The following is a 14,361-nucleotide window of genomic DNA, read 5'->3' on the forward strand; positions in this document are numbered from 1 at the left end:
ACCGCCAGCGTCGACCAGAAGGCGCTGAAGCCCACCGACAGCAGCCCCTGCGCCCAGGCCGCATGCCGCAGCGCGGGGTGACGCCGCCACAGCTTGACCAGCGAGCCCAGCAGCGCCCCGTAGCCCACCTGCGTGGTGGGCCGGAAGCGCGGCAAGCCGCGCCACACCGCCGCCCCCACCGCCACGATGCTGAGCGCCGCTGCGATGAACACCACGCGCCAGCCGAAATGCTCGGCCACGAAGCCACTGACCACCCGCGACAGCAGGATGCCGCCCAGCAGCCCCGTCATCACCGTGCCCACCACCTTGCCGCGGTGCGCCTCGGGCGCCAGCGTGGCGGCGGCGGGCACCACGTCCTGCGCCAGCGTGGCCGTCAGGCCGATGGCCAGGCTGGCCGCCAGCAGCCAGGCCACCGAAGGCGCCGCACCGGCCACCAGCAGCGCCAGCGCCAGCAGCCCGGCCTTGACGAGGATGATGCGGCGGCGGTCGTAACGGTCGCCCAGCGGCGCCAGCAGGCCGATGCCCAGCGCATAGCCCAGCTGCGTGAGCATGGGAATGCCGCCCACCGTGCGCTCGCTGGCGCCGATGTCGGGCCCCAGCACGCCCAGCATCGGCTGGCTGTAGTACAGCGAGGCGACCGACAGCCCGGCCGCGCCGGCCAGCAGGGCCACCAGGCCGGTGGACAGGGCAGCTGCCGGTGCGGCGGGTGTGACATGCGTTGCGTGAATGGCTGACATGGTGAAAAGCCTGGGTTGTGATGCGATGGCCGCAGTGTGGCCAGCCAGGCACGGCGCGTGTAGTAGCGCCCGGCGCAGATGGCTCATACAGTGCGCGTATGACCAATGCCGAATCACCCGCCCCGTTGTCGCTGGACCGCATCGCGCTGATGCAGACCTTCGTGCGCATCGTCGAGGCCGGCAGCCTCTCGGCCGCGGCGGCGCAGATGGGCACCACCCAGCCCACCATCAGCCGCCGGCTGCAGGCGCTGGAACGGGCGCTGGGCCTGCCGCTGCTCAAGCGGTCCACTCACACGATGAAGCTCACCGAAGACGGCGAGCGCGCCTACCACCGCGCCCGTGCGCTGCTGGACGACTGGCAGGCGCTGGAAGCCGATCTGCGCGGCGCGGTGGACGAGCCCGAAGGCACGCTGCGCGTGGTGGTGCCGCATGCCTTCGGCCAACAGCGGCTGGTGGCGCCGCTGGCCGACTACCTGCGCCGCTGGCCGCGGGTGTCGGTGGAATGGCTGCTGCACGACGGCACGCCCGACTTCGTGGCCGACGGCATCGACTGCGCCATCCACGTGGGCGCGGTCACCGACCCGTCGGTGGTGGCCATCCGGCTGTCGGAGGTGCCCCGCATCGTGGTGGCGGCGCCCTCGGTGCTGGCCGGCCGGCCGCCGCCCGCGCAGGCGCAGGCACTGGCCGAGCTGCCCTGGCTGGCGCTGCGCACCTACTACCGCGACAGCATCACGCTGACGCACGAGGCCACCGGCGAGCAGGCCACGCTGGCGCTGCGCCCGCGCATGGCCACCGACAGCCTGTACGCGCTGCGCAGTGCCGCGCTGCAGGGCCTGGGCGTGGCCGTGGGCTCGGCCTGGCTGATGGCCGAAGACCTGGCCCAAGGCCGGCTGCTGCAGCTCACGCCCCAATGGCATGCCGACCCGCTGCCGGTGTGGCTGGTGTATCCACCGGGCCGCTGGCAACCGGCGCGGCTGCGGCGGTTCATTGAGGTGATGCGCGGCGCCATGGCCACGGCGGCCTGGGGCGGCCTGCAGGAGGGCACATGGAGCTGACCGACATCGACCTCAACCAGCTGGTGCTGTTCCAGCAGCTGATGCGCGAGCGGCGCGTGTCCAAGGTGGCCGAGCAGCTGGGCCTGACGCAGCCGGCCGTCAGCAACTCGTTGGCCAAGCTGCGCCGGTTGCTGGGTGACGAGCTGTTCCTGCGCACGCCGGCCGGCATGGTGCCCACGCCGTTTGCCGAGCAGCTGGCCGGCCCGGTGGGCGAGGCGCTGGCCCTGATCCATGGCGGCCTCAACCAGCAGCAGGGCTTCGATCCGGCCAGTGTCAAGCGCTCGATGACCATCGGCATGACCGACATCGGCGAGATCGTGTTCCTGCCCGTGCTGATGGAGCGGCTGCGGCAGATTGCGCCCGGCATCACGCTCAACACCGTGCGCAATGCGGCCACCCACCTGCGTGAGGAGATGGAGTCGGGCCAGGTGGACCTGGCCATCGGCCCGCTGCCGCAGCTCAAGGCCGGCTTTTTCCAGCGCCGGCTGTTCAGCCAGCGCTATGTGTGCCTGTTCCGCCAGGGCCATCCGCTGGACAAGCCGCGCCTGAGCCTGGCCGACTTCCAGGCCGCCGAGCACCTGACGGTGGTGTCCGCCGGCACGGGCCATGGCGCCGTGGACGAACTGCTGCGCAAGTCGGGCATCCAGCGCAACGTGCGGCTGAGCGTGCCGCACTTCGTGGGCGTGGGCCACATCCTGCGGCAGACCGACCTGGTGGCCACGGTGACCGAGCGGCTGGCCCACAGCCTGAGCGGCCCCTTCCAGCTGACGCACCGGCGCCACCCGGTCAAGCTGCCGCCCATTGCCATCAACGTGTTCTGGCATGCCAAGGTGCACCGCTCACCCGCGCACCAGTGGCTGCGCGGCGTGGTGTTCGAGCTGTTCGGCGACGCCTGACATTCATGCCCGTGATGGGGCCTATTCACGCGATTGCATTGCGTGATGGGCCAGGCCCGCCAATGATGCCGGCCAACGAACACATCACAGGAGACAAGCATGCAGGAGTGCCCGGTCACGGTGTTTCCGCAGCAGCTGCGCTGGGAAACCGACGGCACCAGCCGCATCCCCTTCCAGGCGTACACCGACGAGCAGGTGTACCGCCAGGAACTGGACCGCTTCTTCTACCGCGGCCACTGGTGCTACGTGGGCCTGGAAGCCGAGATACCGAATGCCGGCGACTTCAAGCGCACCGTGGTGGGCGAACGCTCGGTGCTGATGGTGCGCGACAAGGACGGCAGCATCCACGTGGTGGAGAACGTCTGCGCCCACCGCGGCATGGCCTTCTGCCGTGAGCGCCATGGCAACCGTGAGAGCCTGACCTGCCCCTACCACCAGTGGAACTACAGCCTGTCGGGCGACCTGCAGGGCGTGCCGTTCCGCCGCGGCGTCAAGCAGGACGGCAAGGTCAACGGCGGCATGCCGGCCGACTTCAAGCCCGCCGACCATGGCCTGACCAAGCTCAAGGTGGCGCGGCGCGGCGGCGTGGTGTTCGCCTCCTTCGACCCTGAGGTGCAGCCGTTGGAAGACTTCCTCGGCCCGCAGATCCTGGGCTACTTCGACCGCCTGTTCAACGACCGGCCGTTGAAGATCCTGGGCTACAACCGCCAGCGCATCCCGGGCAACTGGAAGCTGATGCAGGAGAACATCAAGGACCCCTACCACCCGGGCCTGCTGCACACCTGGTTCGTCACCTTCGGCCTCTGGCGGGCCGACAACAAGTCGCAACTGGTGATGGACGAGCGCCACCGCCATGCGGCCATGGTGTCCACCCGCGGCAACGCCGGTCAGGCCGGGCAGGTGACGCAGGTGTCCAGCTTCAAGGACAGCATGCAGCTGCACGACGCACGCTTCCTGGACATCGTGCCCGAGCCCTGGTGGGGCGGCCCCACCGCGGTGATGACCACGGTGTTTCCCAGCGTCATCTTCCAGCAGCAGGTCAACAGCGTGTCCACCCGCCACATCCAGCCCGACGGGCATGGCGCCTTCGACTTCGTCTGGACGCACTTCGGCTTCGAGGACGACAGCGAGGAGATGACTCAGCGCCGGCTGCGCCAGGCCAACCTGTTCGGTCCCGCGGGCTTCGTGTCGGCCGACGACGGCGAGGCCATCGAATGGTCGCAGGCCGGCTTCGAGAGCAAGCCCTTCCACCGCACGCTGGCCGAGCTGGGCGGGCACGGCGTGGAGAACACCGACCACATGGTGACCGAGACGCTGATCCGCGGCATGTACGCCTACTGGCGTGACGTGATGGAGGCCTGAGCGATGACCCGTCTTCGCATCGACTTTCAAGACTACGCCGAGCTGCTGCAGCTGTACGCCGACTATGCCGCGGCGCTGGACAGCGGGCAGTGGGACGCCTGGCCCGGCTTCTTCACCGACCCCTGCGTATACAAGCTGCAGCCGCGCGAGAACCATGAACGCGGCTTTCCGCTGGCCACGCTGGCCTTCGACAGCCAGGGCATGCTCAAGGACCGCATCTACGGCATCCAGGAGACGCTGTTCCACGACCCCTACTACCAGCGCCACGTGGTGGGCGCGCCGGTGGTGCGCCGGGTGGACGAAGACGGCCGGCTGCATGCCGAGGCCAACTATGCGGTGTTCCGCACCCGGCTGTCGAAGGAAAGCACGGTGTTCAACGTGGGCCGCACCATCGACGAGGTGGTGCGCACGCCCGAGGGCCTGAAGTTCGCTTCACGGCTGGTGATCTACGACAGCGAGATGATCCCCAACTCGCTGATCTACCCGATCTGAGGAGACGGCGATGACGACGAACTGGATCGACGCCGCCGCCGAAGGCGAGGTGCCGCCCGACGATGTGATCGGCGTGGCGGTGGCCGGTCGCGACATCGCGCTGTACGGCGTGGAGGGCCAGGTGTTTGCCACCGACAACCTGTGCACCCACGGCCATGCGCGGCTGTGCGACGGCTTCCTCGAAGGCCATGAGATCGAATGCCCGCTGCACCAGGGGCGCTTCGACGTGCGCTCCGGCCAGCCCACCTGCGCCCCCATCACCGAGCCGGTGCGCTGCTACCCCGTGAAGATCGAAGCCGGCCGCGTGTGGCTGGCGCTCGACTGACCGCCACCTTTCCAGGAGAGCTTCATGCATGCCCAGCGACCCCCGGTCGCGGCCGCCGCATGCGCCGCCCCGGCCTGCGCGGCCGACACCATCGTCATCATCGGCGCCGGCCAGGCCGGCGGCTGGGCCGCCCACACCTTGCGGCAGGAGGGCTGGGCCGGCCGCATCGTGCTGCTGGGCGACGAGCCGCACCCGCCGCATGAACGGCCGCCGCTGTCCAAGGCGGTGCTGGCCGGCACCGCGGCGCCCGACAGCACCGCGCTGTTCAAGCCCGAGGCCTTCGCCGCCCTGAACCTGGATTGGCGCCCCGGGGTGCGGGTGCAGCGCATCGACCGCGCGGCGCGCCAGGTGCTGTTGCAGGGCGGCAGCGCCATCGGCTACCACCGCCTGATACTGTGCACCGGCGGTCGCGCCCGGCCGCTGCCGGTGCCGGTGGACGCCGCGGTGCAGGTGCACCTGCTGCGCACCATCGCCGATGCGCTGGCGCTGGCGCCGCGGCTGCAGCCCGGCCGGCAGCTGGTGGTCATCGGCGGCGGCTGGGTGGGACTGGAAGTGGCCGCCACCGCCCGCAGCCGCGGCATGGCCGTCACGGTGGTGGAGGCGCAGGGCCGGCTGTGCGAGCGCACGGTGCCGCGCGATGTCTCGGAGCACCTGCTGGCGCTGCACCAGGCGCAGGGCACGCAGGTGCTGTTGGGCGCGGTGGTGGCGCGGGTGGAGGCACGGGTGGAGGCTTGCACGGCGGCGGGCGAGGCAGGCGCTGCCACCGTGCATCTGGCCGATGGGCGCACGTTGGCGGCCGACACCGTGGTGGCCGGCATCGGGCTGCTGCCCAACGACGAACTGGCGCGCGAAGCGGGCCTGGACTGCGACGGCGGCGTGCTGGTGGACGACGCCTGCCGCACCAGCGACCCGCACATCCTGGCGGCGGGCGACGTGGCGGTGAGCTTCAACCCCTGGGCCGGCCGGCGGCTGCGGCTGGAGTCGTGGCAGAACGCGCAGGAGCAGGGCATGGCGGCAGCGCGGTCGGCCCTGGGCCGGTTGGTGAGCTACCAGCCGCTGCCGTGGTTCTGGTCCGACCAGTACGGCATGAACCTGCAGATCTATGGCATGCCGCTGCCCACGCACCAGGCGGTGCTGCGGGGCACACCCGGCAGCGGCAGCTTCCTCGTGGGCTACTTCAACGGCGCGGTGATGGAAGCCGCCCTCGGCCCCAATGCCGCGAAAGACCTGCGCTTCGCGCGCCGGCTGATCGAGCAGCGCAAGTCCATCGACCCGGCGCGGCTGGCCGACCCCGCCATCCCGATGTCGCGGCTTTGATCCGCGGCACGACAACACAAACACACAACCCAGGAGACAAACCCATGCGTCGCATCGACGTTCAACGGCTGGCCGACGAGGCCCGCTTCAACCGCTTCCACCTCGGCGTGCTGTGCTGGTGCGCCCTCATCATCATCTTCGACGGCTACGACCTGGCCGTGGTAGGCATCGCCCTGCCCGCCATCATGAAGGACCTGGGCGTGGACCCGGCGCAGGCCGGCCTGATGGTCAGCTCGGCGCTCTTCGGCATGGTGTTCGGCGCCATCTTCATGGGCACCATCGCCGACCGCATCGGCCGCCGCCGGGCCATCGCCATCTGCGTGGCCTTGTTCAGCGTGTTCACCGCGGCGGCGGGCTTCACGCACGACCCGCTCGGCTTCGCGCTGATGCGCTTTCTGGCCGGCCTGGGCATCGGCGGCGTGATGCCCAACGTGGTGGCGCAGATGACCGAATACGCGCCCAAGAAGATGCGCGCCACGCTGGTCACGCTGATGTTCAGCGGCTATGCGGTGGGCGGCGTCATCGCCGCGTTGCTGGGCAAGGGCCTGATCGAGAGCCACGGCTGGCCGTCGGTGTTCCTGGCCGCGGGCCTGCCGGTGCTGCTCATCCCGTTCATCCTGCGCCAGATGCCCGAGTCCATGGCCTTCGTCATCGCGCAGGGGCGCCAAGCCGAGCTGCAGCGCATCGCCGTCGCGTTGGACCCGGCCCATCGGCCGGCCGAGGGCGACGTGTTCACGCTGCCCGCGCAGGACAAGGCCGTGGGCGCGCCCATCCGCCAGCTGTTCCAGGACGGCCGCGGCTTTTCCACCGTGATGTTCTGGGTGGCCTTCTTCATGTGCCTGTTCATGGTGTATGCGCTCAGCGCCTGGCTCACCAAGCTGATGGCTGGCGCCGGCTACAGCCTGGGCTCGGCGCTCACCTTCGTGCTCGTGCTCAACGTGGGCGCCATCATCGGTGCGGTGGGCGGCGGCTGGCTGGCCGACCGCTTCCACATCAAGAAGGTGCTGGCCAGCATGTATGCGCTGGCCGCCGTGTCCATCACCCTGCTGGGCTACCGCATGCCCACCGAGGCGCTGTTCCTGGTCGTCGGCCTGGCCGGCGCCTCGACCATCGGCACGCAGATCGTCGCCAATGCCTATGCCGGCCAGTTCTACCCGATGGCGGTGCGTGCCACCGGCCTGGGCTGGGCGCTGGGCATCGGCCGCAGCGGCGCCATCCTGGCGCCCATCGTCATCGGCGTGCTGGTGGGCATGAACCTGCCGCTGCAGCAGAACTTCGTCGCCATCGCCATCCCGGCCGTCATCGGCATGGTGGCCGTGCTGCTGATCGACCACCGCCGGTCGGCCGTGCATCCCTTTTCCCGCACCCTTCAAAAGGCCCCCCAATGAGCGCCATCGCCTACCTCTTCAACCCGCCCGCCGTTCCTTCGCTGCCCGTTCGTGGCCGCAGCGAGCGCCTGCCCGTGCAGCGCCTTTTTTTCGTCGGCCGCAACTACCACGCGCATGCGGTGGAAATGGGCCGGCCGGTCGACAAGTCTGTCGAGGTGCCGTTCTACTTCACCAAGAGCCCTTCCACGCTGGTGGAATCGGGCGCCACCGTGGCCTATCCGCCGGGCACCCGCAACTTCCATCATGAGATGGAGCTGGTGCTGGCCATCGGCGCGCCGGGCTTCCGCGTTACCCAGGCCGATGCCGCGGCGCTGGTGTACGGCTATGCCTGCGGCCTGGACATGACGCGCCGCGACCTGCAGCTGGTCGCGCGCGACAAGGGCCGCCCCTGGGACCTGGGCAAGGACGTCGAAGGCTCCTCCGTGGTGTCCGAGATCGTGCCCATGCCCGGCCGCGTGCTGGCCAGCGGCGCGCTGTCGTTGAGCGTCAACGGGCAGGTACGCCAGCAGTCCGACCTGGGCAAGCTGATCTGGCACATCCCCGAGCTGATCGCCGACCTGTCGCAGTACTACCACCTGCAGCCGGGCGACCTCATCTTCACCGGCACGCCCGAAGGCGTGGGCCCGGTGCAGCCGGGTGACCGCATCGACGGCGAGATCGAAGGCGTCGGCAGCATCGTGCTGCACGTCGGCGCGGCCGAGTGAGGCGGCCATGCTGCAGCCCCTCACACCCGACGACAGCCCGCCGTCACCGGTGCAGCTGAAGGCCGTGGCCGGCCCCGGCCAGCCCGAGCCCACGCCCGCGCTGGACGCGCTGTACCGCGGCTTCGAGCAGGAACTGCTGGTGCCGCTGTGGACCGAGATCGGCGGCCTGATGCCGCGCCAGCCGCGCTCGCAGGCGCTGCCGCACCTGTGGCGCTGGGACCGGCTCAAGGCCCTGGCGGCCGAAGCCGGCCGCATCGTGCCGGTGGGGCGGGGCGGTGAGCGGCGGGCCATCGCGCTGGCCAACCCGGCGCTGGGCGGCCGGCCCTTTGCCACGCCCACGCTGTGGGCCGCCATCCAGTACCTGATGCCGGGTGAAGACGCGCCCGAGCACCGCCACACCCAGCATGCCTTCCGCTTCGTGGTGGAAGGCGAGGGCGTGTGGACGGTGGTCAACGGCGATGCGGTGCGCATGTCGCGCGGGGACTTTCTGCCGCAGGCCGGCTGGCACTGGCACGCCCACCACAACGCCGCCAGCCAGCCCATGGCCTGGATCGACGGGCTGGACATCCCGTTCTCGTACTACACCGAGAGCCAGTTCTTCGAGGTGGGGCGCGAACGCATCAGCGCCGCCGAGAAGACCACGCCCGAGCGCTCACGCGCCGAGCGGCTGTGGGGCCACCCCGGTCTGCGGCCGGTGTCGCAGGCCGATGCGCCCACCGCCACGCCGCTGCTCGCCTACCGCTGGGTGGACACCGACCGTGCGCTGGCCGACCAGCTGGCGCTGGAGGCCGAAGGCCATGCGGCCACCGTGAGCCCCGGCCATGCGGCGGTGCGCTTCGCCAACCCGGCCAACGGGCGCGACGTGCTGCCCACCATCCGCGCCGAGATGCACCGGCTGCGCGCCGGCGCCCGCAGCCTGCCGCGGCGTGAGGTGGGCTCTTCGGTGTTCCAGGTGTTCGAAGGCGCCGGCACGGTGACGGTGGGTGAGCGCACCTGGACCGTGTCGCGTGGCGACCTGTTCGTGGTGCCGTCGTGGGTGAGCTTCAGCGCCACGGCCAGCGACCAGGCCGGGCTGGACCTCTTCCGCTTCAGCGACTCGCCCATCTTCGAAGCCTTGCATGCCCACCGACAGGAAACCACCGCATGAAGCTCCACAACTTTTTCCGCAGCGGCACCTCGCACCGGCTGCGCATCGCGCTGCAGCTCAAGGGCCTGGCCTACGACTACGTGCCGGTGGACCTGCGCACCGAGCAGCACCAGGGCGCCGCCTTCAAGGCGCTGAATCCGCAGGGCCTGGTGCCCGCGCTGGAGGTGGATGGTCAGGTGCTGATCCAGTCGCCGGCCATCATCGAATGGCTGGAAGAAACCCATCCCACGCCACCGCTGCTGCCGGCCGACCCGGCCGCACGCGCACGGGTGCGCGCGCTGGCCGCGCTGGTGGGCTGCGACATCCACCCGCTGAACAACCGGCGGGTGCTGGAGGCGCTGCGTCACGACTTCGCGGCCGATGAAGCGGCCGTGCAGCGCTGGTGCGCCCGCTGGATCGAAGCCGGCTTCGACGCCTACGAGGCTTTGCTGGCGGCCGACCCGGCGCGGGGCGACTTCAGCTTCGGCGATGCACCGACGCTGGCCGACGTGTACCTGGTGCCGCAGCTGGAAAGCGCCCGCCGCTTCAAGGTGGACGTGACGCGCTGGCCCCGGCTGCATGCGGTGGACCAGGCCTGCGGCCGGCTGCAAGCCTTTCAGCGCGCGGCGCCGGCGGTGCAGCCGGACGCGGGCTGAGATCTTGCGCAGCACCCGCCGCTACAGCGCCAGGAAGTGATGCACCTCGGGCCGCCCTGGCCCGACGTGGTAGCGCACCGCCTCGGCCTGCAGGTCGGCGTCGGCCTGGGACACGCGCTGGTGCTGGCGCAGGTGCTCGGCCCAGCTTTCCACCAGGAACCACTCCATCACCCGCTCGGGGTCGGCGCTGTGTTCGGTGATGCCCCAGGCATAGGCCCCGTCGCGCCGCCGTTCGATGGACAGCCGCCGCAGCGCGGCCAGGAAGGCCGGGCGGTCGGCCTTGCGGATGCGGTACTCCACCTGGATCATCACCGGCCCGCGGTCGTGGGCCACCGGCTCGGCCAGCAGCGGCTCGGGCCAGTGGTTGCTGGGCTGCAGGTCCGCCTCGCCGCTGGGCAGGCGCACGCGGTGGAACAGCAGAGCCACGATCACCAGGCCCGCAGCGCCCACCAGCAGCGTGGCCGGCACGCCCAGCACTTGCGCCACCAGGCCCCAGCCCAGGCTGCCGGCCGCCATGGCGCCGTTGAACACCGTGAGGTACACCGCCAGCCCGCGCCCCCGCACCCAGTTGGGCAGGATGGACTGGGCGACGCCGTTGAGCGTGGTCAGTGCCACGATCCAGCCCAGGCCCAGCAGCGCCATCAGCGCCACGGCCAGCCCCTGGTGGCGCAGCAGCGCCAGGGCCAGCATCACCGTGGCGGCCAGCAAGGAGGCCAGCAGCACCAGCCCGTCAGGCCCCAGGCGCAGTCGCAGCCGCGGCAGCAGCAGTGCACCGCCGATGGCCCCCGCACCCACCGCGCCCAGCAGCACGCCGTAGTAGCCGGCGGTGCCGCCCAGCAGCTGGCGCGCCACCAGCGGCAGCAGCGCCCACACCGCGCTGGCAAAGAGGAAGAAAACGGCCGAGCGCAGCATCACCCGGTGCAGCTCGGTGCTGGCACGGGCATAGCGCAGCCCAGCGCGGAAGGCGCCGAGAAAATCTTCCGACAGCCCGGTGTCGGGCGTGGCCGGGCGCTTCCACCACAGCAGCGCGCCGATCACCAGCACGTAGCTGGCCACGTCGGCGCCATAGGTCAGGCCGGCGCCGAAGCTGGCCAGCAGCAGCCCGCCCAAGGCAGGGCCGATGCTGCGCGCGATGTTGATGCCCAGGGAGTTGAGCGCCACCGCGCCCTTCAGGTCGCCCCGCGGCACCAGCTCGGGCACGATGGCCTGCCAGGTGGGCGCCATCAGCGCGCCGCCGATGCCGCCGACGAAGGTGAGGGCGATCAGCCATTCCACCGTCAGCGCGCCGGTCTGCGACAGCACCATCAACGAGGCACTGACGCCCGCCAGCACCAGCTGCACGAAGATGAGGAAACGCCGCCGGTCCAGGATGTCGGACAGCACGCCCGCCGGGATGGCCAGCAGGAACACCGGCAGCGTGGCCGCCGTCTGGATCAGCGCCACCGCGGTGGGGCTGGCAGACAGGTCGGTGACCAGCCAGGAGCTGGCCACGTCGCGCATGAAGCTGCCCACGTTGCCCAGCACCGTGGCCACCCACAGCACCGCAAAGCTGACATGGCGCAGCGGTGCAAAGCTGCTGGCGGGGGTGGCGTTGGCAGGGGTCAAGGCGGGGCCTTCAGGGGTCGGTCATGCAGGTCGTGCCAGGCCACCAGCAAGAAGCCGCCGGCCAGGCCCAGGTGCTCGAAAAACGCGTTGGTGGCCATGAAGCGCTCTTGGCCGCTCAGGGTCCAAAAGCGCAGCGCCACGAAGGTGGCCGCCAGCGTGAAGGCGGCCAGGGCCAGCGCGCCCAGCCAGCGCAGCCGGCCGCTGAGGATGAGCGCCGAGGCGCCCAGCTCCAGCACGATGACGGCCAGCGCCATCGGGCCGGCCGGCGCCAGGCCGAAGTGGTTCATCTCGGCGATGGCGCCGGGAAAGTCCCAGGCCTTTTGCAGCCCGCCTTGCAGGTAGGCGGCGCACAGCAGCAGCAGCGCCAGCCAGCGCAGCGCGCGCGGAGGAAACACCGCCATCACACCGCCCAGCAGGCGCAGCCCAGCGCGCCCCAGAAGCCCTTGAGGTCGGCCACCGGCAGCTTTCGGCTCCAGGCGGTGGCATGGGCATGGCCGTGCATCTGGCACTGGTTGGCGCAGCCGCAGGCGGCGGCCGCTTGTCTATGCAAGCGGTTCTGCAAGGGCGCGCCCTCACGCTCGCCCCAGGCGCCGTAGCCGCCGTAGCTGCGCACCGGCGACCAGTCGGGCATGGCGGGCGGCAGCGGGGCGTCGTCGTGCTGGGCAAACGGCCCGGTGCCCCATACCACCTTGCCGCCCACCACCGTCAAGAGTGCCGTGGTGTCGGCAATCTCCGATTCGGCGCAGGCGAAGAAGTCGCGGTCGGGCACCACCAGGTCGGCCAGCTGGCCCGGCTGGATGCGGCCCTTCAGGCCTTCTTCGTTCGAAAACCAGGTGACCTTCTCGGTCCACATGCGCAGCGCGGTCTCGCGGTCCAGGCAGTTGCGCTGGGGCGTGAGCTGCATGCCGCCCACCGTCTTGCCGGTGATCAGCCAGCTCAGCGACACCCAGGGGTTGTAGGAGGCCACCCGCGTGGCATCGGTGCCGGCCGACACCTTCACACCCTTTTCCAGCATGCGGGCCACCGGCGGCGTGGCCTCGGCCGCGCCATGGCCATAACGCTCGACGAAGTACTCGCCCTGGTAGGCCATGCGGTGCTGCACCGCGATGCCGCCGCCCAGCGCGGCCACGCGGTCGATCGACGCTTCCGAGATGGTCTCGGCATGGTCGAAGAACCAGTTCAGGCCGGCCAGCGGCACGTCCTGGTTCACCCGCTCGAACACGTCCAGCGCGCGGCTGATGGTCTCGTCGTAGGTGGCATGCATGCGCCAGGGCCAGCGGTTCTGCGCCAGGATGCGCACCACCTCTTCCAGGTCGCCTTCCATCTCGGGGCCCATGTCGGGCCGCGGCTGGCGGAAGTCCTCGAAGTCGGCCGCGCTGAACACCAGCATCTCGCCGGCACCGTTGTGGCGGAAGTAGTGGTCGCCCTGCTTGTACTGCGAGCTGGCGGTCCAGTTCAGAAAGTCCTGCTTCTCCTGCTTGGGCTTTTGCGTGAACAGGTTGTAGGCCAGGCGGATGGTCAGCTGGCCCGCATCGGCCAGCTGCTGGATGACCTGGTAGTCCTCCGGGTAGTTCTGGAAGCCGCCGCCCGCGTCGATGGCGCCGGTGACGCCCAGGCGGTTCAGCTCGCGCATGAAGTGGCGCGTGGAATTGAGTTGGTATTCCGGCGGCAGCTTGGGGCCCTTGGCCAGCGTGGCATACAGGATGGACGCATTGGGCTTGGCCAGCAGCAGCCCGGTGGGGTGGCCGGCGCTGTCGCGCACGATCTCGCCGCCCGGCGGGGCCGGGGTGTCGGGGCCGTAGCCTACCGCCCGCAGCGCCGCGCCGTTGAGCAGCGCGCGGTCGTACAGGTGCAGGATGAAGACGGGCGTGTCCGGCGCCACCGCGTTGAGTTCGGCGATGGTCGGCAGGCGCTTTTCCGCGAACTGGTGTTCGGTGAAGCCGCCCACCACCCGCACCCACTGCGGCGCCGGCGTGATGTCCACCTGGCGCTTGAGCATGGCCATCGCATCGGCCAGGCTGCGCACGCCGTCCCAGCGCAGCTCCAGGTTGAAGTTGAGGCCGCCGCGGATGATGTGCAGGTGGTTGTCGATCAACCCCGGCAGCACGCGCCGGCCCTGCAGGTCGATCACCTTGGTGTTCGGCCCGGCCAGCGGCATCACCTCCTGCTCACGGCCCACGTGGGTGAACACGCCGCCGCTGATGGCCACGGCGCTGGCCGTGGGGTTGGCCTTGTCCAGCGTGGTGAACAGGCCCCGGTGCAGGATCAGGTCGGGCGCGGCGCCCGGGCGGTTGGCGGTATCAGGCACGGTGGCGTTCCTTGGCGCTGGCGCATTGGGGCAGTTCGCCGAACATGTGCGGCTTGACCTGGTGGTGCAGCCACGAGGTGGCCACCGAAGGCTTGGCCACCCATTGCTTGACCAGCGGCGGAATCTGCTCGCCCACCAGGATGCCCAGCAGCCCCACCAGCGCGATCACCGGTGGTGCGGGGGAGCGCACCTGGAAGAGCGCATAGATCACGCCGACCAGCAGGCCCAGCGCCACCGAGAGCAGGTAGGGCTTCATGGGCGTGCTCAGCCTTCGTGGGCGCCGAACATGGTCTTGGCGTAGATGATGCCCAGGCCGTAGGCGCCTCCGTACTGCTTGGCAATGCCGGTGGTCATCTCGTAGGTGTCGGTGCGGGCCCAGTCGCGCTGCAG

Annotated in this window: 15 protein-coding genes and 1 pseudogene; 10 read left to right on the forward strand and 6 right to left on the reverse strand. The window is 70.5% G+C overall.

The annotated features are described in order from the left end of the window. Window positions 1-737, reverse strand: a 737-nt coding sequence (locus ABNT58_RS08610; protein ID WP_348753083.1) for an MFS transporter, incomplete at its 3' end; no start/stop codon positions are given. Between the two features lie 98 nt (window positions 738-835). On the opposite strand from ABNT58_RS08610, the gene ABNT58_RS08615 reads away from it, so the two are divergent. From ABNT58_RS08615 to maiA, 10 genes are all read left to right on the forward strand, one after another. Beyond that, window positions 836-1,792 carry a LysR family transcriptional regulator gene (locus ABNT58_RS08615; RefSeq protein ID WP_348753084.1) on the forward strand — a complete coding sequence of 319 codons (957 nt, stop codon included), beginning with the start codon at window positions 836-838 and terminating at the stop codon, window positions 1,790-1,792. After that, on the forward strand, window positions 1,783-2,688 hold the full coding sequence (locus tag ABNT58_RS08620) for a LysR family transcriptional regulator (protein WP_348753085.1): 906 nt from the start codon (window positions 1,783-1,785) through the stop codon (window positions 2,686-2,688). Before ABNT58_RS08615 ends, ABNT58_RS08620 begins: the two co-directional genes overlap by 10 nt. A gap of 99 nt (window positions 2,689-2,787) precedes the next feature. Continuing rightward, window positions 2,788-4,050 (forward strand): aromatic ring-hydroxylating dioxygenase subunit alpha, encoded by a 1,263-nt coding sequence (locus ABNT58_RS08625; RefSeq protein WP_348753086.1) that lies wholly within the window; start codon window positions 2,788-2,790, stop codon window positions 4,048-4,050. A gap of 3 nt (window positions 4,051-4,053) precedes the next feature. Then, window positions 4,054-4,542: an aromatic-ring-hydroxylating dioxygenase subunit beta gene (locus tag ABNT58_RS08630; protein WP_348753087.1), complete on the forward strand. Its 489-nt coding sequence runs from the start codon at window positions 4,054-4,056 to the stop codon at window positions 4,540-4,542. Between the two features lie 10 nt (window positions 4,543-4,552). Continuing rightward, entirely contained in the window at window positions 4,553-4,867 is a 315-nt protein-coding gene (locus tag ABNT58_RS08635; protein WP_348753088.1) for a non-heme iron oxygenase ferredoxin subunit, read from the forward strand. Window positions 4,868-4,891: 24 nt separating this feature from the next. Further along, a complete protein-coding gene (locus ABNT58_RS08640; protein ID WP_348753089.1) occupies window positions 4,892-6,184 on the forward strand; it encodes an FAD-dependent oxidoreductase in 1,293 nt (430 codons plus the stop codon). 44 nt (window positions 6,185-6,228) lie between these two features. Next, entirely contained in the window at window positions 6,229-7,572 is a 1,344-nt protein-coding gene (locus ABNT58_RS08645; protein ID WP_348753090.1) for an MFS transporter, read from the forward strand. Beyond that, the gene (locus ABNT58_RS08650; RefSeq protein WP_348753091.1) at window positions 7,569-8,276 is read left to right on the forward strand and encodes a fumarylacetoacetate hydrolase family protein; all 708 of its coding nucleotides are present in this window, start codon (window positions 7,569-7,571) and stop codon (window positions 8,274-8,276) included. Before ABNT58_RS08645 ends, ABNT58_RS08650 begins: the two co-directional genes overlap by 4 nt. Window positions 8,277-8,283: 7 nt before the next feature. Next, the gene (locus ABNT58_RS08655) at window positions 8,284-9,423 is read left to right on the forward strand and encodes a cupin domain-containing protein (protein ID WP_348753092.1); all 1,140 of its coding nucleotides are present in this window, start codon (window positions 8,284-8,286) and stop codon (window positions 9,421-9,423) included. Continuing rightward, the gene (maiA, locus tag ABNT58_RS08660; RefSeq protein ID WP_348753093.1) at window positions 9,420-10,058 is read left to right on the forward strand and encodes a maleylacetoacetate isomerase; all 639 of its coding nucleotides are present in this window, start codon (window positions 9,420-9,422) and stop codon (window positions 10,056-10,058) included. Before ABNT58_RS08655 ends, maiA begins: the two co-directional genes overlap by 4 nt. A 21-nt stretch (window positions 10,059-10,079) precedes the next feature. On the opposite strand, the gene ABNT58_RS08665 is transcribed toward maiA, so the two are convergent. From ABNT58_RS08665 to ABNT58_RS08685, 5 genes and pseudogenes are all read right to left on the reverse strand, one after another. Further along, a complete protein-coding gene (locus ABNT58_RS08665) occupies window positions 10,080-11,663 on the reverse strand; it encodes an MFS transporter (RefSeq protein ID WP_348753094.1) in 1,584 nt (527 codons plus the stop codon). After that, window positions 11,660-12,064 carry a DoxX family protein gene (locus ABNT58_RS08670; protein ID WP_348753095.1) on the reverse strand — a complete coding sequence of 135 codons (405 nt, stop codon included), beginning with the start codon at window positions 12,062-12,064 and terminating at the stop codon, window positions 11,660-11,662. The genes ABNT58_RS08665 and ABNT58_RS08670 overlap by 4 nt, the downstream gene beginning before the upstream one ends. Continuing rightward, complete coding sequence (locus tag ABNT58_RS08675) at window positions 12,064-13,971, reverse strand: amidohydrolase (RefSeq protein WP_348753096.1); 1,908 nt, start codon at window positions 13,969-13,971, stop codon at window positions 12,064-12,066. The genes ABNT58_RS08670 and ABNT58_RS08675 overlap by 1 nt, the downstream gene beginning before the upstream one ends. Then, the gene (locus ABNT58_RS08680) at window positions 13,964-14,227 is read right to left on the reverse strand and encodes a XapX domain-containing protein (protein WP_348753097.1); all 264 of its coding nucleotides are present in this window, start codon (window positions 14,225-14,227) and stop codon (window positions 13,964-13,966) included. The genes ABNT58_RS08675 and ABNT58_RS08680 overlap by 8 nt, the downstream gene beginning before the upstream one ends. A gap of 8 nt (window positions 14,228-14,235) precedes the next feature. Then, window positions 14,236-14,361, reverse strand: a pseudogene (locus ABNT58_RS08685) (hydrolase); the annotation flags it as partial.

Source organism: uncultured Aquincola sp., assembly GCF_964001545.1.
Classification (GTDB): domain Bacteria; phylum Pseudomonadota; class Gammaproteobacteria; order Burkholderiales; family Burkholderiaceae_C; genus Aquincola.